The organism is Peptacetobacter hominis, assembly GCF_006861675.1.
Classification (GTDB): Bacteria; Bacillota; Clostridia; order Peptostreptococcales; family Peptostreptococcaceae; genus Peptacetobacter; species Peptacetobacter hominis.
This window is the reverse complement of sequence record NZ_SGJB01000006.1, coordinates 16,170-38,432: the sequence shown is the minus strand read 5'-3', so window position 1 is coordinate 38,432 and position 22,263 is coordinate 16,170. Positions and strand designations below refer to the sequence as shown.

At 33.5% G+C, this 22,263-nt stretch carries 21 protein-coding genes and 2 other annotated features; of the genes, 20 read left to right on the top strand and 1 reads right to left on the bottom strand.

Annotation, left to right across the window (positions count from 1 at the left end; translation table 11 throughout):
- Window positions 1-54 precede the first annotated feature (54 nt).
- The 8 genes from EXD82_RS04295 to proC all read left to right on the top strand — a co-directional run bounded on the left by EXD82_RS04295 (window position 55) and on the right by proC (window position 8,486).
- Window positions 55-576 (top strand): nitroreductase family protein, encoded by a 522-nt coding sequence (locus EXD82_RS04295; protein WP_142535680.1) that lies wholly within the window; start codon window positions 55-57, stop codon window positions 574-576.
- A 162-nt stretch (window positions 577-738) separates the two neighbouring features.
- A complete protein-coding gene (locus EXD82_RS04290; protein WP_142535679.1) occupies window positions 739-1,605 on the top strand; it encodes a hypothetical protein in 867 nt (288 codons plus the stop codon).
- A gap of 26 nt (window positions 1,606-1,631) precedes the next feature.
- Window positions 1,632-2,873, top strand: a complete 1,242-nt coding sequence (locus EXD82_RS04285) for a glycosyltransferase family 4 protein (RefSeq protein ID WP_142535678.1) — start codon at window positions 1,632-1,634, stop codon at window positions 2,871-2,873.
- Window positions 2,874-2,997: 124 nt separating this feature from the next.
- Window positions 2,998-3,750, top strand: a complete 753-nt coding sequence (locus EXD82_RS04280; protein ID WP_142535677.1) for a DUF6873 family GME fold protein — start codon at window positions 2,998-3,000, stop codon at window positions 3,748-3,750.
- A gap of 27 nt (window positions 3,751-3,777) precedes the next feature.
- On the top strand, window positions 3,778-4,380 hold the full coding sequence (locus EXD82_RS04275; protein WP_142535676.1) for a DUF445 domain-containing protein: 603 nt from the start codon (window positions 3,778-3,780) through the stop codon (window positions 4,378-4,380).
- A 59-nt stretch (window positions 4,381-4,439) separates the two neighbouring features.
- Window positions 4,440-5,195, top strand: a complete 756-nt coding sequence (locus EXD82_RS04270) for a YoaK family protein (protein WP_246082007.1) — start codon at window positions 4,440-4,442, stop codon at window positions 5,193-5,195.
- A gap of 158 nt (window positions 5,196-5,353) precedes the next feature.
- Window positions 5,354-5,579, top strand: a binding site (T-box leader).
- A gap of 92 nt (window positions 5,580-5,671) precedes the next feature.
- Window positions 5,672-7,588, top strand: a complete 1,917-nt coding sequence (gene thrS / locus EXD82_RS04265; RefSeq protein WP_142535675.1) for a threonine--tRNA ligase — start codon at window positions 5,672-5,674, stop codon at window positions 7,586-7,588.
- 100 nt (window positions 7,589-7,688) lie between these two features.
- Window positions 7,689-8,486, top strand: coding sequence for a pyrroline-5-carboxylate reductase (gene proC / locus EXD82_RS04260; protein WP_142535674.1), 798 nt, complete (start codon window positions 7,689-7,691; stop codon window positions 8,484-8,486).
- Window positions 8,487-8,522: 36 nt separating this feature from the next.
- Here proC and EXD82_RS04255 read toward each other — a convergent pair whose 3' ends face one another.
- Complete coding sequence (locus tag EXD82_RS04255; RefSeq protein ID WP_142535673.1) at window positions 8,523-9,083, bottom strand: manganese efflux pump MntP; 561 nt, start codon at window positions 9,081-9,083, stop codon at window positions 8,523-8,525.
- Between the two features lie 320 nt (window positions 9,084-9,403).
- On the opposite strand from EXD82_RS04255, the gene EXD82_RS04250 reads away from it, so the two are divergent.
- The 12 genes from EXD82_RS04250 (at window position 9,404) to EXD82_RS04195 (ending at window position 22,224) form a co-directional block, all read left to right on the top strand.
- Entirely contained in the window at window positions 9,404-10,267 is an 864-nt protein-coding gene (locus EXD82_RS04250) for a methionyl aminopeptidase (protein ID WP_142535672.1), read from the top strand.
- Window positions 10,268-10,505: 238 nt separating this feature from the next.
- Entirely contained in the window at window positions 10,506-11,021 is a 516-nt protein-coding gene (gene infC / locus EXD82_RS04245) for a translation initiation factor IF-3 (RefSeq protein ID WP_142535671.1), read from the top strand.
- A gap of 19 nt (window positions 11,022-11,040) precedes the next feature.
- Window positions 11,041-11,238, top strand: coding sequence for a 50S ribosomal protein L35 (gene rpmI, locus EXD82_RS04240; protein ID WP_142535670.1), 198 nt, complete (start codon window positions 11,041-11,043; stop codon window positions 11,236-11,238).
- Between the two features lie 81 nt (window positions 11,239-11,319).
- The gene (rplT, locus tag EXD82_RS04235) at window positions 11,320-11,676 is read left to right on the top strand and encodes a 50S ribosomal protein L20 (RefSeq protein WP_142535669.1); all 357 of its coding nucleotides are present in this window, start codon (window positions 11,320-11,322) and stop codon (window positions 11,674-11,676) included.
- A gap of 256 nt (window positions 11,677-11,932) precedes the next feature.
- Window positions 11,933-13,300 carry a TrkH family potassium uptake protein gene (locus EXD82_RS04230; protein WP_142535760.1) on the top strand — a complete coding sequence of 456 codons (1,368 nt, stop codon included), beginning with the start codon at window positions 11,933-11,935 and terminating at the stop codon, window positions 13,298-13,300.
- A gap of 21 nt (window positions 13,301-13,321) precedes the next feature.
- A complete protein-coding gene (locus EXD82_RS04225) occupies window positions 13,322-13,993 on the top strand; it encodes a potassium channel family protein (protein WP_142535668.1) in 672 nt (223 codons plus the stop codon).
- Window positions 13,994-13,995: 2 nt separating this feature from the next.
- A complete protein-coding gene (locus tag EXD82_RS04220; RefSeq protein WP_174919155.1) occupies window positions 13,996-14,808 on the top strand; it encodes a TrmH family RNA methyltransferase in 813 nt (270 codons plus the stop codon).
- 61 nt (window positions 14,809-14,869) lie between these two features.
- Window positions 14,870-15,089: a binding site (T-box leader), on the top strand.
- A 46-nt stretch (window positions 15,090-15,135) separates the two neighbouring features.
- A complete protein-coding gene (gene pheS / locus EXD82_RS04215) occupies window positions 15,136-16,155 on the top strand; it encodes a phenylalanine--tRNA ligase subunit alpha (RefSeq protein WP_142535667.1) in 1,020 nt (339 codons plus the stop codon).
- A gap of 20 nt (window positions 16,156-16,175) precedes the next feature.
- Window positions 16,176-18,569 carry a phenylalanine--tRNA ligase subunit beta gene (gene pheT / locus EXD82_RS04210; protein WP_142535666.1) on the top strand — a complete coding sequence of 798 codons (2,394 nt, stop codon included), beginning with the start codon at window positions 16,176-16,178 and terminating at the stop codon, window positions 18,567-18,569.
- 12 nt (window positions 18,570-18,581) lie between these two features.
- The gene (locus EXD82_RS04205) at window positions 18,582-19,133 is read left to right on the top strand and encodes a cell division protein ZapA (protein WP_142535665.1); all 552 of its coding nucleotides are present in this window, start codon (window positions 18,582-18,584) and stop codon (window positions 19,131-19,133) included.
- A 161-nt stretch (window positions 19,134-19,294) separates the two neighbouring features.
- Window positions 19,295-21,727, top strand: coding sequence for a U32 family peptidase (locus EXD82_RS04200; protein WP_142535664.1), 2,433 nt, complete (start codon window positions 19,295-19,297; stop codon window positions 21,725-21,727).
- A 14-nt stretch (window positions 21,728-21,741) separates the two neighbouring features.
- The gene (locus EXD82_RS04195; protein ID WP_142535663.1) at window positions 21,742-22,224 is read left to right on the top strand and encodes an NUDIX hydrolase; all 483 of its coding nucleotides are present in this window, start codon (window positions 21,742-21,744) and stop codon (window positions 22,222-22,224) included.
- Window positions 22,225-22,263: the final 39 nt, after the last annotated feature.

Below are 22,263 nucleotides of genomic sequence, written 5' to 3'. Positions count from 1 at the left end.
TAAAACAGTATAGTATTATAATATAAAAGCGATAAAAAAGGAGGTAATAACGATATGATAGATTTTATAAAAGGTAGAAGAAGCTGTAGAAAGTTCGGGAATATAGCCATACCAGAGGACAAGCTTAAAAGTATACTTAAAGCTGGGCTTCTGGCACCTTCAGGAAGAAGCAAAAGACCATGGGAATTTGTTGTTACAGAAGATTATAAAAAACTTGAACTTCTTTCAAACTGCAGAACACAGGGCGGAGGATTTTTCCTGAAAGATGCAGCTGCGGCGATAGTAATAGCTGCTGATTCAGAAAAAACAGATGTATGGACAGAAGACTGTTCTATAGCGGCATCCTATATACAGCTTGAAGCACATAGTTTAGGTATAGGATCTTGCTGGGTTCAGGTGAGAAACAGGGTGCATGATGATTCAAAAACTGCAGAATCTTATATAAAAGAGGTAATGGAAATACCAGAAAATTATAGTATAGAGTGTATAATAGGACTTGGATATCCTGATGAAGTTAAGGATTCATATACGGATAAGGACATAGATTGGGCTAAAGTACACATGGAAAAATTCTAACTATATACAAAAACTAATGATATTTATAGTATAATAGAAAAAATCTATATTAATGCAGCATGGTTTTTTGCCATGCTGTTTTTGTTTTATATATTTATGGTATAATTTAAATACGGCAAATTTGAATTGTCGTATATTTGTGAAGTACAGGAGAAATACAATATGAAACTTAATATAAAGGATTACAGCCTTCTGTGCAACAAAGGAACTGCTCCATATAATGAAGATGCAGCCGGAATTACACCTTTTGGAGCCTGGGTTCTTGATGGTGCTACAGGGCTTAATAATAAAAATCTTGTTTCAGAAGAAAGCGATGCCAGATGGTATACACAATGGTGGAATACTTTTCTTCATGAAAACATATCAAGGTCTGATTCTTTGAGTGAGATTATGCTTGAAGGTGTAAGAAAGATAAAAGAGGAGTATAGGACTCTTTTAGATGGAGATGAGCCTAAAAAAATTGATCTTCCATCAAGTTCGATAGTAATAATAAAATTCAGAGATGATATGATAGAATATTTTCTTTTGGGTGATTGTTCACTGTTTTACAATGACGGAGAAAGAAAAATTATAAAAGATAGAAGTATTTGCAAATTTGACGATATAGTGTATGACGAGATGATGAGTATTCCAAATCTGGAAAAACTTTCATTTGATGAAATAAAATCGAGGGTAATGAATACTATAATTTCAAACAGATTAAAGAAAAATACAAAAGGTGGTTATTGGATTCTTGATTTCAGTGAAGAAGCTATAAGAAACGCTATGCACGGATATATACAGGTTGGGGAAAAAATGAATGTTATGCTTGCAAGTGATGGATTTACCTGTGCATCTGACAGATATGGAATACTTAAAGAAAATGAACTTATATATATAGCCGAAAAGATGGGAATAGAATATATATACAATAAAATAAGGGATTTTGAAGAAGATGATTACAAGGCAAATAAAATGCCTAGATTTAAGGTTATGGATGATTCTTCAGCCATATATTTTGAATTGTATCAGAATAAAGGGATAATATAGGTCAGGAAAGGAAAAGCAACATAGATATGAAGATACTGCATATAACTACACAGAAGCCTAATAGTACAGGCAGCGGGATATATATGTGTGGAATGATAAGAGGATTTGATAAATTAGGGCATAATCAGGCTGTAATAGCCGGTATTGATATAGAAGATGATGCACAAAATATGAAAAAAGAGGGATTTCAGTGTGCTGAATTTTATCCTGTATATTATAATACCGAAGAGCTTGATTTCAATGTGGTTGGTATGAGTGACTCAATGCCTTATAAAAGTACAAGATATAGAGATATGAACAGTGAAATGGTAGAAAAGCTGAAATACAGTTTTGGAAAAACAATAAAGAAAGCTGTTAAAGAATTTTCTCCTGATATTGTAATATGTCATCATTTGTACCTTCTTACTTCATATATAAGAGAGATTATCAAAGATAAAAAAGTCGTTGCCGTATGTCACGGAACATGTTTAAGACAGTATAAGACTATAGAACTTGAAAAGGACTATATAAAGAAACAGATACCAAAGCTTGATTTGATTTTTGCACTGCATGAGGAACAAAAGAAAGATATAATAGAAACTTTTGGTATAGAGGAGAGAAAAGTAGAGGTTCTTGGAAGTGGATATAATGACAATATATTTGTCAATAAAAAATATAAACACGCGAAAGATAGATTTGAAATTATATTTGCAGGAAAAATATGTAAATCAAAAGGACTTGTTCCCTTTATAAAGTCTCTTGGCAGATTAGATTACAAAGAGGATTTTGTGAATGTAACGATGGCTGGTACTGGAAGCGATGAGGAATCATTTAATGAAATAAAAAATCTTGGGGAAAAATGCAGATATAATATTGAGTTTGCCGGAAAATTAAATCAGCCTGAGCTTGCGGAAAAAATGAATAAAGCTGATTTATTTGTATTACCTTCTTTTTATGAAGGTCTTCCTGTAGTTTTACTGGAAGCCATGGCATGTGGAAACAGCGTTGTTACAACAGATATTCCAGGTGTAAGAGAATGGATTGGAGAAAAAATAAATTCATCAGGAAAGATAGTTTATATTTCTCTTCCTGAAATGGCAGGAGTAGGTATACCCAAAGAAGAATGCCCGGAAAAATTCACAGAAGATCTTTCAAAAGCTGTAGATATGTTTATAAAAGATAAAATAAATGGATCTGATTTAAAGAAATCTGTGGATATGTCTGATAAAACATGGGATGGATTATCTAAAAGAGCCGATATTATGATATCAGAAAAACTATTTCACTAGTGTTTGCATAAATTACAGTAAACATAATATATTCAAATATGGTATAATACTGAAAAGGTAGATTGCTCTACCTTTTTATTTGTTTTTTTGAAGGATATATTCAGATTCAAAAGGAGATGTTTTTATGAATTTTTCAAAAGAACCGTTTATAGTCGATAAAAAACTGGCTCTTGCACTTGTAGATGGAAGAGTTTCAGAAGAAATTGAAAAAAATCTTGTCAAAAGAGGAATCAGGCTTATAAAAAGTATTGAATGTAGAGATACATATTCTGAAGTAGCCTATCACCCGGATATATCTATATTTAATTGTGGGGATGGAAAAGTTGTAGTATGTCCCAATTTATACGATGATTATAAAAAAATATTTAAAGAATACGGGATAGAAGCAATAAAGGGAGAAACATTCATATCTGACAAATATCCAGGAAATATAGCATATAATGTTTGTGTAGTAGGAAATAACATAATACATAAATATGAACATACAGATCCTGTTATAAAAGAATATATAGAAAAAAGAAAAATGAACATAATAAATGTTAAACAGGGATATTCAAAATGTTCTGTATGCGTTGTAGATGATAATTCGATAATAACATCAGATGCCGGAATACATAGAGAGGTTATAAAACACGGTATAGACAGTCTTCTTATAGAGCCGGGAGAAATAGAGCTTTTTGGAATGAATTACGGTTTTATAGGTGGATGCAGTGGAATGATTTCAGAAAATGAAATAGGATTTACCGGAAATATAGAAAGACACAGTGATTATGAAATTATAAATGAATTTCTAACCAAAAGAGATAAAAAAGCAGTTTCTCTGGGAAAGGAAAAACTTGTGGATTTAGGAAGTATAATCCCTCTGGCTACAGAGTAAAACATCAATTGAAAGGAAGAGTGAAAAATGGAGATATTTTTTAGAATTTTACTTATGGCACTTATCGGTGGACTTATAGGATATATAACCAATGTAGTCGCAGTAAAAATGCTGTTTAGACCTATTGTGCCTGTAAAAATACCAATTATAAACTATGAGATAATGGGACTTATACCAAAAAGAAGAGCTGAAATTGCAAAAAACATAGCTCAGATAGTAAATAGAGAACTTTTAAATGAAGATGATATATTTGATGGTGTAATAAAGGAAGAGGATAAAGAGAAAATAGTTGAATATCTGAATGAGAAAATAGGAAATATAGTATCAGAAAAGGCTATGTTTCTTCCTCGGGCTATAACAGGAATGATAAACTCATATATATCCGATATAGTTAAAAAAGAAGCTTCAGATATGATAGATCAAATGGGAGATAATTTTATAAAGACTGCTAAAGAAAGAGTTGATATAGAAAAAATAGTTGAAGATAAAATAAATGCCTTTGACCTTGAGGAAATAGAAAAGATTACTCTTGAGGTTGCAAGCAGAGAACTTAAACATATTGAAGTACTGGGACTTATTCTGGGATTTATAATCGGAATAGTACAGGGAATAATAAGTTTTATAATATAAAATTTATAGTAAATGAATAATTGATTTTATACGAAAGCTTTAAAAAAGGGGTGTTTTTATTGAATAGCTCAACAGTATTAAAAGGTGAACATACGGCTGAACCCAATTATACAGGAGATGAATTTCTTGAGTGTGAAAAAAAATGGGTTTTTGCAGTGCTTATGTTTGTAGCAGGGTTTTATGGAGCATATACATACACCATAAGAGGTGGAATATTCTGTAATGCGCAGACTGCAAACTTTGTACTTCTTGCAATGGCTCTGGGAAGTGGAAGTTTTAAAAAAGCTCTTTATTATGTAATTCCTATGAGTGCGTATTTATTGGGAAGTATAATATCAGAGTCTTTTGCTCTGAGAATAAAAAAGATAAATCTTATAAGATGGGATACACTTCTTATAATAATAGAGATGATAGTTGTTATAATACTGGGGATGCTTCCGGAAACAGCTCCTTACCGGATTGCACAGGTATCTATAAACTTTATATGTTCTATGCAGTACAATACATTCAGACAGGCGGAAAAAGTCCCTATGGCGACTACATTCTGTACAAATCATGTAAGACAGACAGGAATAGCTATAGTAAAATATTTTAGAAAAAGAGATATGCAGTTTATAAGAAAAATGAGACTTCATGTTCTGATGCTTTTTATGTTTACATCAGGAGGAATCATATCAACAATTCTGGCACATAAATTTTTAGGAAAAGCTATATGGGCAGCATTGATACCACTATCTATTCTTCTCATAGATCTTTTATACGCGGATTTTAAAAAAGAAAAAGGTATGCTTCACAAAATTCCAAATGGACACTAATTTTATGTGTAACAAAATAAATAATGGGTATATTTAGAAAAAATACATATAGTTATTACAATGAAATATATCTTGAAAGTATTTATACTATATTCAGAAAAATTAATCTCTGATATTGAATTATAATATTTCATATGATAGAATGTAGTTATAATTTTATAGAAGCGATGAAGAGAAAGAGTAGGATAGAGGTCGTCTTACAGAGAGTGTGGATCAAAGGCTGAGAGTCCACAGGAAATGAACTATCTGAAAACTAGCTTGGAGCTGGATTCAGTAACATTTATGTATGTGAAAAAATCCGGGTGATTACCTTATAATCTTCAAGAGGATATATCTTTGGTATATCAACTTGGGTGGAAACGCGAAGTAAGACTCGTCCCAAAATCTATGGGATGAGTCTTTTTTAATTAACAGAGAAAAATATTATAAAGAATAAAATATAATATTGGAAAAATTTTAGATGGAGGGGATAGATTATGATAAAAGTTAATTTAAAAAACGATGTAAGAGAATATGAATCAGGCGTATCTGTGCTTGACGTTGCAAAATCTATAAGTGAAGGTCTTGCAAGAAATGTTGTAGCAGCAGAGTTAGACGGAGAAGTTGTAGGTCTTGACAAGGTTCTTGATAAGGATTGCTCACTTAACCTTTTAAAATTTGAAGATAAGGAAGGTAGAGAGGTATTCAGACATACTTCATCTCATATGCTTGCTCAGGCAATAAAAAGACTTTATCCTGAAGCAAAACTTGCTATAGGACCTGCTATAGACAATGGATTCTACTATGATATAGATTTAGAACACAGTCTTGTTCCAGAAGATCTTGAAAAACTTGAGGCTGAAATGAAAAAAATAGCTAAGGAAGATCTTAAAATAGAAAGATTTGAACTTCCAAGAGAAGAAGCTATAGCTTTAATGAAAGAAAAAGGAGAAGACTATAAAGTTGAACTTATAGAAGATCTTCCAGAAGATGCTGTAATATCATTCTACAAGCAGGGAGATTTTACAGATCTTTGTGCTGGACCACACCTTCTTTCAACTAAGAAAGTAAAAGCTGTAAAACTTACAAGTGTTGCAGGTGCGTACTGGCGTGGAGATGAAAACAACAAGATGCTTCAGAGAATATACGGTGTATCATTCGAGAAAAACAAAGATCTTGAAGAATACTTAAATATGCTTGAAGAAGCAAAGAAAAGAGACCACAGAAAACTTGGAAAAGAACTTAAATTATTTATGATACCTGAAGAAGGACCTGGATTCCCTCTAATGTTACCAAGAGGTATGGCTCTTAAAAATGAACTTCTTAACTACTGGAGAGAGGTTCACAGAAATGATGGATATATAGAAATAGAAACTCCTATAATACTTAACAGAAAACTTTGGGAGACTTCAGGACACTGGTATCACTACAAAGAAAATATGTACACTGTTAAAATAGATGATGAGGATTATGCAATAAAACCTATGAACTGCCCAGGTGGAATGTTATTCTATAAGAGCGAGATGCACTCATACAGAGATTTCCCAATGAGAGTTGCTGAGCTTGGTAGAGTTCATAGACATGAGCTTTCAGGAGCACTTCATGGACTTATGAGGGTTAGAGCATTCACTCAGGACGACGCTCATATATTCATGTTACCAGAGCAGATAAGAGATGAAATAAAAGGTGTAATATCACTTATAGATGGTATATACAAAACATTCGGATTTGAGTATCACCTTGAATTATCAACAAGACCAGAGGATTCAATGGGATCTGATGAAGAGTGGGAAGCAGCAGAAAATGGACTTAGAGGAGCTCTTGAAGAGTTAGGTCTTCCATATGTTATAAATGAAGGAGACGGAGCTTTCTACGGACCAAAGATAGACTTCCACTTAACAGACTGCATAGGAAGAACTTGGCAGTGCGGTACTATACAGCTTGATATGCAGCTTCCAAGACAATTCGATGCTACTTACATAGGACAGGATGGAGAAAAACACAGACCAGTAATGATACACAGGGTTGCATTCGGAAGTATAGAAAGATTTATAGGAATACTTATAGAGCAGTATGCAGGTAAGTTCCCTGTATGGCTTGCTCCAACTCAGGTTAAACTTATACCGATATCTGACAAATATGCTGATTACGCTGAAAAAGTTAGAAAACAGCTATTTGATGCAGGTATAAGAGTAGAAGTTGACTCAAGGGTAGAAAAAGTAGGATTCAAGATAAGAGAAGCTCAGCTTGAAAAAGTTCCTTACATGATAATAGTAGGTGAAAAAGAAGAAGCTGAAAACAGTATATCAGTAAGATCTAGAGAAGAAGGAGAACTAGGAAACGTATCTGTTGAACAGTTCATAGCTGATGTAGAGAAAAAAGTAAAATCAAGAGAAAATGTTGAATTCAAATAAAAAATTATAAAAGAAGGCGCTTATAAAGTGCCTTCTTTAGTATGTGTATATAAATTATATTTTTAACGATATGAGAAAATATGAAAGGAAGGTATTGAATATGAAGTATGGATTTATTGGTGTGGGAAATATGTCATCTGCTATAATCAGAGGTATGTGTGCAGGTGATAAATTCAATAATGAAGATATTCTGGGATACAATAGAACTGCAGCAAAGGTTGAAAAACTTTCAGCTGAATATGGAGTAACTACATGCTATTCAACTCAGGAACTTGTTGAAAAATCAGATGTAATAGTTCTAGGAGTAAAACCACAGATGTTACCTTCAGTTCTTCCTGAAGTAAAAAAATATATGAAGGATGGACAGCTTATAGTTTCTATAGCTGCCGGAAAAGAAATATCGTATTTAAAAGAAGAACTTGGGGAAAATGTACATGTAATAAGAGTTATGCCTAACGTAAACTCACGGGTACTTAGTTCTACAAGCTGTTATACAGCAAGTGAAGATTCAACAGAGGAAGAAATAAAAGCAGTAGAAGAAATGTTTGGAGCTGTTGGAAGTATAATAAAACTTACAGAAGATCAGTTTGGAATATTCTCTGCAGTAGGTGGGGCATCTCCTGCATTTACATATATGTACATAGATGCGCTTGCAAGAGGTGGAGTAAAGGCTGGAATGCCTAAAGATCTTGCACTTAAGATAGCAGCGGATTCTGTAATGGGTTCTGCAAAAATGGTTCTTGAATCAGGAAAACATCCTTATGCACTTGTAGATGAGGTTTGTTCACCAGGAGGAACTACAATAGAGGGAGTTTGTACACTTCACGAAAAGGCATTTATGGATGCAGCAGAAAAAGCAGTAACAGCGGTAATAGAAAAAGATAATAGATTAAAATAAAAAAGAAGCCCGAGAGAATTCTCGGGTTTTTCTTATTTATAATATTCCAAGGTGCTGAAGAAGAATTTTTGTACCGAGAAGTACAAGAACAAGTCCACCGGCAAACTCTGCTTTTGACTTGTATTTTGCACCGAATATATTGCCGATATATACCCCGGCAGTTGATATAACAAAAGTAGTTATACCGGTTATAATTGCTGCGTATAGGATATTTACCTTCAGAAAAGAATATGTTACACCGACAGCAAGAGCATCGATACTCGTAGCTATGGCAAGGCCAGTCATAACTACAAATGAAAAAGATGGACTTGAAACTTCGCAGCTTGTATCTCTTGATTCCTTTATCATATTGGCTCCGATAATTCCCAGTAATATAAAGGCTATCCAATGATCGAATGAATTGATTTTATCGCTGAATATACCGGCCAGGAAAAATCCTATAACAGGCATAAGTGCCTGAAATCCCCCAAAATATAATCCTGTAAGTGCAGAAAGTCTGAAGTTTTTCCTGTCAAGTGAAAGACCTTTGCATACAGCTACAGCAAATGCATCCATAGAAAGTGCAATTGCTGTAAGAAAAATTTCAAATGTACTCATAAATACCTCCTAACAAATAAATCCTAAAATGATACGAATAATCAGTTGAAAATAAAAAAGACCTACCTGCAGAATATCTGCAGATAAGTCTCATCATTCAAAATAAAGCCAGACAGCTGTGCTGCCAGTATGTTGACCGTATTACATTTTTAATAAAAAATGCCGACTACTCCCCTATCAAAGTATGATATTATATTCAACTGATATTATTATAATTTTGAATTAGTCCAAAGTCAACATAAAAATAGATAATAAATGTTTCCTTAATAAAAATTAATGGTAAAATATATATAGAATGAAATAGAGGAGTGAATTTATTAATGAACAGAAATGATAAATGCTGGTGTGGAAGTGGACTTAAATATAAGAAATGCCACATGGAATTTGATGAAAAATATGAACAGCTTAAAGCTAGCGGAGAAATAATGCCTCCGAAATCTCTTATAAAGAATAAGGAGCAGATAGAAGGAATAAAAAGAAGTGCAGAAATAAATACAGGAGTACTTGATGAGGTTTCTAAAAATATAAAAGCAGGAATGAGTACGGAAGATATAAATAAAATAGTACACAACTATACTATAGAGCATGGTGCTATACCTGCACCACTTAACTATGGAGGTTTCCCTAAGAGTGTGTGTACATCATTAAACAATGAGGTATGCCATGGAATTCCTGATGAGAATATAATTCTTAAAGAAGGAGATATAATAAACGTAGATGTATCTACTATAAAAGATGGATATTTTTCTGATGCATCTAGAATGTTCAAAATAGGAAAGGTAAGTGAAGCTGCCGATAAAATAACAGATATAGCGAAAGAATGTCTTGAAGCAGGGATAAAAGCTATAAAACCATGGTGCCATCTTGGTGACATCGGGGCAGCAGTTCAGGAACATGCAGAAAAAAATGGATATTCTGTAGTAAGAGCATTTGGAGGTCATGGTATAGGTCTTAAATTCCATGAAGATCCATTTGTAGCTCATGTAGGTAAAAAAGGTGAAGGAATGATTCTTGCACCGGGTATGATATTTACAGTTGAACCTATGATAAATGAGGGTGAATACGATGTATATGTAGATGATGAGAATGAGTGGACTGTATATACAGCAGATGATTCTCTTTCTGCTCAGTGGGAGCATCAGATACTTGTAACAGAGGATGGAATAGAGATACTTACATATTAATAAAAATTATTTCAAAAAAGACTTGCATTGTATACAGAAGGATGATATACTAATCAAGTAATCGAAAAAGGACAGCAAGTAGAAATCCGTTTCTCACCTTACGACTAAGAGTCAGTAAGTGTTAATATAGGTTGAAAACTTTTCTGTAAAGAAGAGAAGTTTTGTTATGATGTAACTTATATGGCGGATGAGAAAACTCATTCGCCTTTTTTAAATATAATTATGGAGGTGTACTGCCATTAGTAAGGAAGTCGCAATAAACGAACAGATAAGATGTGATGAGGTAAGAGTTGTTTTCCAGGATGGAGAGCCAAAGATAATGCCTACAAAGGAAGCTCAGAAGCTGGCAAACAGCAAAAATCTTGACCTTGTACTTATATCACCAAACGCAAAACCGCCGGTTTGTAAAATAATGGACTACGGTAAATACAGATACGAACAGGCAAGAAAAGAAAAAGAAGCAAAGAAAAAACAGAAGACTATAAATGTTAAAGAAGTTAGATTAAGACCTGGTATAGAACAGAACGACCTTAACACTAAAGCTAAACAGGCCTGCAAATTCCTTTCAAAAGGAGACAAGGTTAAAGTAGAGCTTAGATTCAGAGGTAGAGAATTAGGGCATAAGGATATAGGTAAAGAAGTTATGCTTAAATTCATAGATGCAGTTAAAGAGTTTGGAGAACCAGTAAAAGCCCCTGCATTCGAAGGGAACAACATGGTTGTAATAATAGATCCAAAAAAAGATAAGAAATAATTGAGAGGAGGAAATTATCATGCCTAAAATGAAAACTCATAGAGGAGCAGCAAAAAGATTAAAAAGAACAGGAAATGGAAAGTTAAAGAGAGCTAAAGCTTTCAAAAGCCATATATTAACTAAAAAATCTCCAAAAACTAAAATGAACCTTAGACAGTCAACTTTAGTTTCTGAAGGTGATGCAAGAAGAATAGCTCAGTTACTACCATACAAATAAGAAACGGTAGCCTAATAAGAAATCAAATTACAATAATATATAATGTTTAGAATTTAATAATAATCGAGGAGGATTGGAAGAATGGCAAGAGTAAAAAAAGCTATGAATGCCCGTAAAAAACATAAAAAAGTTTTAAAACTTGCAAAAGGATTCAGAGGATCTAGAAGCAAATTATATAGACCAGCTAATGCATTTGTAATGAAAGCATTAAGAAATGCATATATAGGAAGAAAATTAAAGAAAAGAGACTACAGAAAACTTTGGATACAGAGAATAAACGCTGCAGCTAGAATGAACGGAATGTCTTATTCAAGATTCATGAACGGATTAAAACTAGCTGGTGTAGAAGTTAACAGAAAAATGTTATCTGAAATGGCTATACATGATCCAGCAGGATTTGCTAAATTAGTAGAAGTTGCTAAAGCTAAATTAGCTTAATTAAAAAAATCAGGACCATCTTATAGATGGTCTTTTTATTTTGTGCAAAATATATTAAAAAAGTTATTTTATACTATATAAACATACTATAAAAATTCTTTTTTTTATATTTAAAAATTTCTCTCAAATCTAAAATTTAACTATTGAAAATTAAACGTTTTGATGCTTGTTTTTATATTTAATATGGCATATAATATAATAACGATTTGAGAAAACATATTATTATTGCCATATAGGAGGTAGAGTTGTGAAGACTATGGTGAAGAGGCTTGCATCATATGGAAGTGGAATGCAGCCTACACAGGTAATGGTAATTGGTTTTGCATCTGTCATATTTATAGGTGCCCTTCTACTAAATTTACCGATATCATCAAAAGAAGGAGAAAGTATAGGCTTTCTTAACGCATTATTTACGGCAACATCTGCAGTATGTGTAACTGGACTTATAGTGGTTGATACCGCCAGTTACTGGAGTATATTCGGACAGGTTGTAATAATAATGCTGATTCAGGTTGGGGGACTTGGATTTATGACAGTGACAACCATGTTTGCGCTGATAACGGGGAAAAAAATAAATCTAAAGGAACGACTTCTTATTCAGGAGTCTTTGAACCAGATGGACCTTTCAGGTATAGTAAGGCTTGCAAGGTATGTGCTTATGATGACTTTTGCAATAGAAGGTACAGGAGCATTTCTTCTTAGCCTGGTATTTATACCGCAGTTTGGACTTGCAAGAGGAATATGGTATTCTATATTCCATTCAATTTCGGCATTCTGTAATGCGGGATTTGATCTTATGGGAACAGTGTCCGGACCATTTACATCTATAACATCGTACTATAATAACCCGATTATAGTTATTACGATAGCAATGCTTATTGTTCTTGGTGGACTTGGATTCCCTGTTATACTTAATATAATAAGAGAAAAAAGATATTCAAAATTCAGCCTGCATACAAAAGTTGTAATATTTACAACAATAACACTTATATTTATAGGTACTATACTAATTTTTGCTGTTGAGTATGCAAGACCGGAAACTATTGGAAATTTAAGTATGAAAGATAAAATTCTTGCAGCATTCTTCCAGTCTGTAACTGCCAGAACTGCAGGATTTAGTACGGTAGATCTTACAAAACTGAGAGAAAGTACAATATTTATAATGATAATACTTATGTTTATAGGGGCATCTCCAGCGTCTACAGGAGGAGGTATAAAAACAACTACTCTTGCAACACTGATGCTTTCTGTAAAAAGTGTTATACTTGGAAAAACAGATATAGAAATATATGGAAGAAGAATTGGAGAATCAACAGTCAGAAAATCCATGGGTATATTTGTTGTTGCAATATCTGTTGTTGTACTTGGAACGCTTATGATTTCCATAACTCAGCCTCATTTTACATTGACAGCGTCCGCATTTGAAGTTGCATCTGCTTTTGCAACGGTTGGACTTAGTATAGGGGGAAGCCCTACGCTTACACCTATAGGAAAACTTCTTATAATAATGTTTATGTTTATGGGTAGAGTTGGTTCTCTTACAATATTTATGGCATTTATGTCAGGAGGAAACAAAAAAATTCAGCCTATAAGATATCCTGAAGGAAGACTTATGGTAGGTTAATTATTTTGGAGAGGTAGAAAAATGAAACAGTATATAGTAATTGGATGTGGAAGATTTGGTGCTTCAGTTGCATCTACAATGCATCTTTTAGGACACCAGGTAATGGCTATAGATAAAAGTGAAGATATAATACAGAATCTTTCTAGCAAGGTGACACATGCTGCAATAGTAGACGTTACCGATGAACAGGCTCTTAGATCTCTGGGACTTGGAAACTTTGATGTTGCTATAATAGCAATAGGTTCAGACATAAGAGCATCTATAATGGCTACACTTATAGCAAAGGAAATGGGAGTAAATGAAGTAATCTGTAAAGCAAAGGATGAACTTCAGGCAAAAGTACTTTATAAGATCGGAGCCGATAGGGTTGTATTCCCTGAAAGAGATATGGGGGTAAGGGTTGCGCACAACCTTGTATCGAATAATATACTTGACCATATAGAGCTTGACCCTGAATATTCTATAGTTGAAATAGTTGTACCTAAAAAATGGATGGGAAAATCTCTTATAGAACTTGAACTTAGAGGAAAATATGAAATCACAGTACTTGCTATAAAAAATGGAAAGGATATAAGTGTAACTCCTTCTCCAGATGAAAAACTTGAAGGTGGAAGTATACTTGTTGTAATAGGTAAAAATGCAAGTATAAGAAAAATAATAAATGAAAACCGGGAGCTTGTAAGGAGAAAATAATTATGATTGAAATAACAAGCAGGGATAATGATAAGATAAAGTATACGAAATCTCTTTTAAAAGTTAAAAACAGATCAAAAGAAGGAAAATTTATAATAGAGGGATATAGAATACTAACTCTTGCGCTTGAAAGTAATGCAGAAATAGAGTATGTATTTATAAATGATGAGTTTGAGAAAAAGAAAGAACACAGAGAATTTATAAATGAACTTGAAAGCAGAGATATAAGAGTATACAAGACTACAGACAAAAATTTCAAAGATATGGTAGACACTGAAAATACTCAGGGAATACTTGCTGTTGTTCCCTTTGAAAAGAAAAATATAGAAAATGATTTGAAAACAGAAGATAAATTCATAGTGGTTCTCGACAGGATACAGGATCCGGGAAATATGGGAACTATAATAAGAACCGCGGATGCAGCAGGTGCCGATGCAATAATAACTTTAAAGGGATGTGTTGATATATACAATCCAAAGGTTATACGTTCCACTATGGGGTCTATATTCAGTATGAAAATTATATCATCTGAAAGAGATGAGATGATTTCAGCAATGAAGGAAAATAATATAAATCTTGTTTCAAGCTGGCTGAATACAGACAACTACTATGATGAAGTGGATTATGGAGAAAAGGTTGCACTTGTAATAGGAAATGAAGCAAATGGAATTGAGGACAAAATCGCCGAAAATTCAGATCTGCTTGTAAAGATTCCTATATATGGAAGTGCGGAGTCACTTAATGCAGCTATAAGTTCTGCAGTCTTAATGTATGAAATAAAAAGATCTATAATAGGAAAAAGCAGAATAAGATAAAAATTCTTGTTTAAAGTATACAGCTGTGATATAATCTATATAGTGTAAAATAGCAAATAATCTGAAAATGATGATGGAGAAAAGTAATATTGAACTTAAGGATACAGAGAGAGATGGCATGGCTGAAAACATCTTCCAAAAGACAGTATGAAGTTCGCTCCGGAGTCCGGTTCTGAAGCAGTGTGGTAGGTTCCGGCGTGTAGACGCGTTAAGTCTTTGAGGTGGTTCTCTATGAGAACTACTAGGGTGGTACCGCGAAACAGTAGCCTTTCGTCCCTAGAGGGATGAGAGGCTTTTTTTATATCAAAAATGAAAGGATGATAAAAGGTGCAGGAAAAATTAATTGAATTAAAGGAAACAGCACTGGCTGAAATAGTATCAGCCGACAGCATAGAAAAAGCTGAAAACTACAGAATAAAATACCTTGGTAAAAAAGGAGAACTTACTGCAATACTTAAAGGTATGGGTAAACTTTCTGCAGAAGAAAGACCGGTAGTAGGTAAAATAGGTAATGAGGTAAGAGAGGCAATAGAAAATGCTATAAACACTGCAAAAACAGAACTTAAAGCAGCAGAAATGGCTAAAAAACTTGCTGAAGAAACAATAGATGTTACAATGCCTTCTAAAGAATTCAAAGTAGGAAAGAAACATCCTATAACAAAAATAATAGACGAGGTAACAGAAATTTTCCTTGGAATGGGATTCTCTATAGCAGATGGTCCTGAAGTTGAGACTGTGAGAAACAACTTTGATGCTCTTAACGCTCCAAAAGACCATCCATCAAGAGATATGACTGACACATTCTATATAAATGATGATTTACTTCTTAGAACTCAGACATCTCCTGTTCAGATAAGAACTATGGAACATGAAGAACTTCCAATAAAAGTAATAGCTCCAGGTAGATGTTTCAGATCAGACTCACCTGATGCAACTCATTCACCAATGTTCCATCAGATAGAGCTTCTTGTTGTAGGTAAAGATATAACAATGACTGAATTCAAAGGAACTCTTAATACATTTGTACAGAAACTTTTCGGAGACAGTACAAAGACAAAATTCAGACCACACAACTTCCCATTTACAGAGCCGAGTGCGGAAATAGACGTTACATGCTTCAAGTGTGGAGGTAAAGGATGTCCTGTATGTAAGGGAGAAGGATGGATAGAAATACTAGGAGCAGGTATGGTACATCCAAATGTACTTAGAAACTGTGGAATAGATCCTGATGTGTATAATGGATTTGCCGCGGGTATGGGTGTTGAAAGACTTGCAATGCTTAAGTATGGAATAGACGATATAAGACTTTTATTCGAAAATGATGTAAGATTCCTAGATCAGTTCTAGTTATGAAAGGGGAAAAATAAATGCTAGTATCAGTAAAATGGTTAAGAGACTATGTCGATATAGATATGGATGTAAAAGAATTTGCCGATATGATGACTATGACAGGTACAAAAATGGAAACTGTTGAATACTTCGGTGAAGATATAGAAAATGTAGTAGTAGGAAAAATACTTGAAATAAATCCTCATCCAAATGCGGATAAATTAATAGTTACAAAAGTAGATGCAGGAGATAAGGTTCTTCAGATAGTAACAGGAGCAAAAAACGTATCTGTAGGAGATTATATACCTCTTGCAGTAAACGGAGCAAAACTTCCAGGTGGAATAAAAATAAAAACTGGAAAGCTTAGAGGCGAAGTTTCAGAAGGTATGATGTGTTCAGCTGCTGAACTTGGAATAGATGAAAAATATGTTGAAGATTATAAGAAAAACGGAATATACCTTCTTGATTATGAAGAAAGTTATGAAACAGGAAAAGATGTAAAAGAAGTTCTTGGAATAAACGATGCAGTTATAGACTTCGAACTTACATCAAATAGACCAGACTGTAGATGTGTTCTTGGAATAGCAAGAGAAGCAGCTGTAACAGTAGGTAAAAAAGTAAAATATCCTGAGATATCAGTAAAAGAGGAATCTGATGAAACAATAGATTTCGACATAAAAATAGAGAATACAGATCTTTGTAAGAGATATGCAGCCAGAATAGTAAAAGATGTAAAAATAGCTCCATCTCCATACTGGATGCAGAGAAGACTTATGGAGGCCGGTGTAAGACCTATAAACAATATAGTTGATATAACAAACTATGTAATGCTTGAAATGGGTCAGCCAATGCATGCATTCGACCTTAATCAGGTATCTACAGGAAGAATAGTTGTAAAAAATGCACAGGATGGAGAGAAATTTACTACTCTTGACGAGCAGGAAAGAACTCTTTACAGCGACATGCTTGTTATAACAAATGGAGAAAAATCTCTTGCATTAGCAGGTGTTATGGGTGGATTAAACTCAGAAATAACAGACAATACTACAGAGATACTTCTTGAAAGTGCATCATTCAAAGCAGAAAATATAAGAGCAACATCTAAAAAACTTGGTCTTAGAACAGAAGCTTCTTCAAGATATGAAAAAGGAATAGATGTAAATGTTGCATATGATGCAGTAAACAGAGCAGCACAGCTTATAGAAATGCTAGGAGCAGGAAAAGTTCTAAAAGGTGTTGAAGACTGTTATCCTGTAAAAGAAGAACAGACAGTTCTTACTGTACATCCTAAGAAAATAATAGCTCAGCTTGGTGTTGATATACCAATGGAACAGTTTGTAAAAATACTTGAAGACCTTGAGTTTGAATGCACAATAAAATCTGATGAAGAGATGGAAGTGAAAGTTCCTTCATTCAGACTTGATATGGTTGAAGATGCAGACGTATTCGAGGAAATAGCAAGAATATACGGATTTGAAAATATACCGGCAAAACAGCTGGAAGGAAACTATACAGCAGGTGCCAAAACAGAAAGACAGAAATTTGATGACGTCATAAGAAACACAGCTTTATCAGCAGGTCTTTATGAAGTACTTAGCTACTCATTTGTAAGTCCATCTGGTGTTGATAAAATAAAACTTCCTGCAGATTCTCCAAAGAGAAACTTTGTAAAACTTCTTAACCCTCTTGGAGAAGAAACTTCAGTTATGAGAACTACATTAATACCAAATATGCTTGATATAGTTTATACAAATATGTCTCGTAAAAATCCTGAATTTGCTGCATTTGAATGTGGACATGTATTCTACCCTAATGCAGAGGGACTTCCAGACGAAGGAAATCATATGTGTATGGCTATGTACGGAAAAGATACAGATTTCTTTGTACTTAAAGGAGCTCTTGAAAAAGTTCTTGAAAGAGCGGGTATGGATGAGTATGAAATAGTACCGGAAAAAGAAAACACTACATTCCATCCGGGAAGATGTGCAAAACTTTTATGTAAAGGTGAACTTGTAGGTTATCTGGGAGAAGTACATCCGGAAGTTCTTGAAAACTATGGACTTACTCAGAGAGTATATGTATGTGAAATAGATACAGATATAGTATTTGCAAACTCTGATAGAACAATAGTTTATAAACAGCTTCCAAAATATCCTTCTACATCAAGAGATATAGCTCTTATGGTAAAAGAAGATATATATGTAAAAGAAATAGAAGATATAATAGAAGCCAATGGAAAAGGAATTGTAGAAAGCTACAGATTATTCGACGTATATCAGGGATCTCAGATAGAAAAAGGATATAAATCAGTAGCATATACAATAACATATAGAAGTGCTGATAAAACTCTTACAGATGATGACGTTGAAGAAGTACATGACAATATATTAAAAGAACTTAATGATAAGCTTGGAGCTACATTAAGAGGATAGGGAGTGACCACAATGAATAAAACAGTGGTAAAAATACAGGGTTCAGAATACCAGATGGTAGGAGATACTCCTGTTGAAAAGATGCACAAAATAGCGGAATATGTAGATTCTGAAATGAATATGATAGCTGAAGCCAACTCAAAACTTAGCACTTCAGCTGTTGCAATTCTTACATCTTTAAATATAGCTGATCTGCTTTTCGAGTGTTCAGAAGAAAATGAAAGATTGCTGGCTCAGGTAAAAGAAATATCAGAAAATAGTTCATGTGATGAAAAAAAATACTCTGAGCTTGAAGATATAATTTCTCAGAACAGAATCGAACTTGAAAAGAAGAACGCCGAAATCTCAAATCTTGAAATAAGGATGCAGGAACTTATGGGAATTATAAATGACAAGAAAAAAGAAATTCTTGAACTTAAAAATTCCGACAAAAAAAGTGAAGCATTTATAGAACTTGAGAAAAAGCTTGCAGAAGCAGAGAAAAAGGCTGAGGAATCAGAAAAATTAGCATCTGAGTTTCAGAATAGAGCTTATGAAATACAGATGAAGTATGAGGCTAAATAAAAAGCAGTTAATCAATAAAGGGGATAATATTTCAGCGGGACAGTTAAAACTGTCTCGCTGATTTTTTGTTTGAATTATCTGCAGTAAGTTATACACTGTACAAACCATATAAAAAAATGATAAAATAAAATTCGGACTATAAAAATAAGGAGAGTGTATTTATGAGAAGTGATCTTGAAATTCTTGCTCCTGTAGGTTCATTTGAATCTTTGAGAGCTGCAGTACAAAATGGTGCAAATGCAGTTTATCTAGGTGGAAAAGACTTCAGTGCAAGGGCATCTGCAGCCAATTTTGGAAGAGATGAACTTGAAGAAGCTGTAAAATACTGTCACATAAGAGGTGTCAGATTATTTGTAACAGCAAATACCATAATAAAACAAAATGAAGTTGAAGATTTTATTGAATATATGAGATTTCTCTATAACATAGATGTAGATGCAGTTATAGTTCAGGATATAGGTATGGCAATGCTTATAAAGAAGCTTATGCCTGATTTCGAGTTGCATGCAAGTACGCAGATGGCAGCGCATAGTATAGAAGATGTAAAGTATCTAAAAAGTATAGGATTTAAGAGAGTTGTTCTTGCAAGAGAACTTACCATAGAAGAAATAGAATATATCTGTAAAAATGTGGATGTTGATATAGAGGTATTTGTACATGGAGCACTTTGTGTATGTTATTCAGGTGAGTGCCTGATGAGCAGTATGATAGGAAATCGTTCAGGCAACAGAGGAAGATGTGCTCAGCCATGTAGACAGAAATATATCCTTGAAGATGAGGAAACAGGAAAGATAATAGAAACAGAGGGAGAATATATTCTAAGTCCCAGAGATTTAAACACCGTAGAGGAAATAGGTAGAATAGTAGATGCAGGGGTACTATCTCTGAAAATAGAAGGGAGAATGAAAAGACCTGAGTATGTAGCTACTGTTGTATCAGTATATAGAGATGCAGTAGAAAGATATATAAATGGTGAAAAAAGTATAGTTACACCTGAGGAGATAAATGAGCTTTATACAATTTTTAATAGAAAGTTTACAAGAGGATATATACTTGATGAAGTAGGTCTTGAAATAATGAATTCAGAAAAACCAAATAATAGAGGCCTTTATATAGGTACAGTAGAATCTTATAACAGAAAGTCAAAGAGACTTAAAATAAAGCTTGAAAATAATCTTAAAAAAGGTGATGGAATAAATCTTGGTGGAGGGACTATAGGAAGAATTCTAAAAGGAAACAATATATGTGAAGAGGGATATAAAGGTGAAACAATAGAAATAGACTTTATAGGTGATGCATATATAGGTCAAAAGGTATTTAAGACTTCTGATAATGATCTTATAGAAAAAGCCAGAAAAACATTTGATGAAAACAGCGAGAATGTAAAAATACCACTGTTTATGAATTTTGAGGTGAAGATAGGAAAACCACCGGTTTTAAAGGTATACGATGAAGATGGAAGCAGTGTTCATGTATATGGTGATAAAGAGGCCGAAAAAGCAATAAAAGTGGCACTTTCTTCTGAAAAAGCGGAGACTCAGTTGAAAAAACTTGGAAATACGCCATATAAGGCTGAATATATTGAATGCAGTATAGATGATGATGCTACAATACCTGTTAGTATGATCAATAGTATGAGAAGGGAAGCCGTAGAAAGAATATCTGCAGAAAGGGTAAAAATAAACGATAGAAAGTATAAATTTACGGATATAAGCTATAAATCTGAACCAAGAAGCGAAGAGTACAACAGTTACAGCACAGATGAGAAAAAAATAAGAGTAAAACTGAAAAATCTGGAACAGCTTAAAGCGGTAGTAGATTTTGACATAGATAAAATATATTACGAGGATATATATACTTTTGAAGCAGCAAAAGATATATGCGAATCAAATAATAAAAAAATAATCTATTCAGCACCTAGAATAATGAGAAATGATGATTACAGAGTGTTTGAAAAGCTGGAAGGCGTAATAACAGAGCAGGATGATGTTCTTGTTTCATCATGGGGAGAAATAAAATATTTTACAGAAAAATTCGGATGTGGAATAAGAGCTGATTGGTCTTTAAATACATTTAACGGAGAAAGTGCAGAATTTATGAGAAAAAGTGGAATAAAAAGTGTATGTCTTTCCCAGGAATTAAATATAGGTGAAATAGATGAGCTTGAAGAATTTACAGATATAGAAACAGAAGTATGTATATATGGATATACACCTCTTATGATCAGTGAGTATTGTCCAATGGGAGTGCTTGTAAGAGATTGTCACAAGGAAAAAAGATGTTCCGATTGTAGAAAAATAAAATATTCTCTGGTTGATTCTTCAGGAAATAGATACAGACTTTCTCAAAATGAATTCTGCAGAACCACAATATATAATTCTGAACCGACAATGATATTAAATAATATAGAAGATATTGAAAATACAGATACAGATGTATTCAGATTGGATTTTACAATAGAAAGCGGAGAACTTACAAGAGAAGTTGTAAAAGCACATATAGAAGCTATAGAAGAAAATATGTATAGTGCAGATAAAATATATGAAAGATTCGATAATATAACTACAGGGCATTTCTATAGAGGTGTCGAATAGAAGGGAAGCGAATAATGAAGATAACTAGATTAACAACTATATGCTATATTGAAAAAGATGGAAAGACACTTATGCTTTATAGAAACAGGAAGAAAAATGATATACACGAAGGAAAATATGTCGGTATAGGCGGAAAATTTGAACCTGGAGAAACTCCTGAGGAATGTATTTCAAGAGAAATAACAGAAGAGACTGGCCTTGTTGCAAATAAATTAAAATATCATGGCCTTATATCATTTCCAGACTTTAAAGAGGGTGAAGACTGGTATATGTTTCTCTTCAGCTGCAGAGACTTTGAAGGTGAAGTTTCTGAGGAAAGAATGAACGAGTGCCCGGAAGGTAAGCTTGTATGGGTTGAAAATGAAAAGGTGCTTGACCTTAATATGTGGGATGGCGATAGGATATTTATGGAATGGCTTGTAACAGGCAAAATATTCAATGCAAAAATAGAATATGAAGATGGTATTCTAAAAAAATATTCTGTTGATTTTTATTAATTCAAAATGAAAAGTATTATAAACTGCAAATAAAATAAA

Bases quoted from the DNA above. Each gene is read 5' to 3' on its own strand.
- EXD82_RS04255 (WP_142535673.1), bottom strand. From the start codon at position 9,083: ATGAGTACATTTGAAATTTTTCTTACAGCAATTGCACTTTCTATGGAT.
- EXD82_RS04250 (WP_142535672.1), top strand. From the start codon at position 9,404: ATGAACAGAAATGATAAATGCTGGTGTGGAAGTGGACTTAAATATAAG.
- thrS (WP_142535675.1), top strand. From the start codon at position 5,672: ATGATAAAAGTTAATTTAAAAAACGATGTAAGAGAATATGAATCAGGC.
- EXD82_RS04290 (WP_142535679.1), top strand. From the start codon at position 739: ATGAAACTTAATATAAAGGATTACAGCCTTCTGTGCAACAAAGGAACT.
- EXD82_RS04295 (WP_142535680.1), top strand. From the start codon at position 55: ATGATAGATTTTATAAAAGGTAGAAGAAGCTGTAGAAAGTTCGGGAAT.
- EXD82_RS04230 (WP_142535760.1), top strand. From the start codon at position 11,933: ATGGTGAAGAGGCTTGCATCATATGGAAGTGGAATGCAGCCTACACAG.
- EXD82_RS04225 (WP_142535668.1), top strand. From the start codon at position 13,322: ATGAAACAGTATATAGTAATTGGATGTGGAAGATTTGGTGCTTCAGTT.
- proC (WP_142535674.1), top strand. From the start codon at position 7,689: ATGAAGTATGGATTTATTGGTGTGGGAAATATGTCATCTGCTATAATC.
- EXD82_RS04220 (WP_174919155.1), top strand. From the start codon at position 13,996: ATGATTGAAATAACAAGCAGGGATAATGATAAGATAAAGTATACGAAA.
- EXD82_RS04285 (WP_142535678.1), top strand. From the start codon at position 1,632: ATGAAGATACTGCATATAACTACACAGAAGCCTAATAGTACAGGCAGC.
- pheT (WP_142535666.1), top strand. From the start codon at position 16,176: ATGCTAGTATCAGTAAAATGGTTAAGAGACTATGTCGATATAGATATG.
- EXD82_RS04205 (WP_142535665.1), top strand. From the start codon at position 18,582: ATGAATAAAACAGTGGTAAAAATACAGGGTTCAGAATACCAGATGGTA.
- EXD82_RS04200 (WP_142535664.1), top strand. From the start codon at position 19,295: ATGAGAAGTGATCTTGAAATTCTTGCTCCTGTAGGTTCATTTGAATCT.
- rpmI (WP_142535670.1), top strand. From the start codon at position 11,041: ATGCCTAAAATGAAAACTCATAGAGGAGCAGCAAAAAGATTAAAAAGA.
- rplT (WP_142535669.1), top strand. From the start codon at position 11,320: ATGGCAAGAGTAAAAAAAGCTATGAATGCCCGTAAAAAACATAAAAAA.
- EXD82_RS04195 (WP_142535663.1), top strand. From the start codon at position 21,742: ATGAAGATAACTAGATTAACAACTATATGCTATATTGAAAAAGATGGA.
- EXD82_RS04275 (WP_142535676.1), top strand. From the start codon at position 3,778: ATGGAGATATTTTTTAGAATTTTACTTATGGCACTTATCGGTGGACTT.
- EXD82_RS04280 (WP_142535677.1), top strand. From the start codon at position 2,998: ATGAATTTTTCAAAAGAACCGTTTATAGTCGATAAAAAACTGGCTCTT.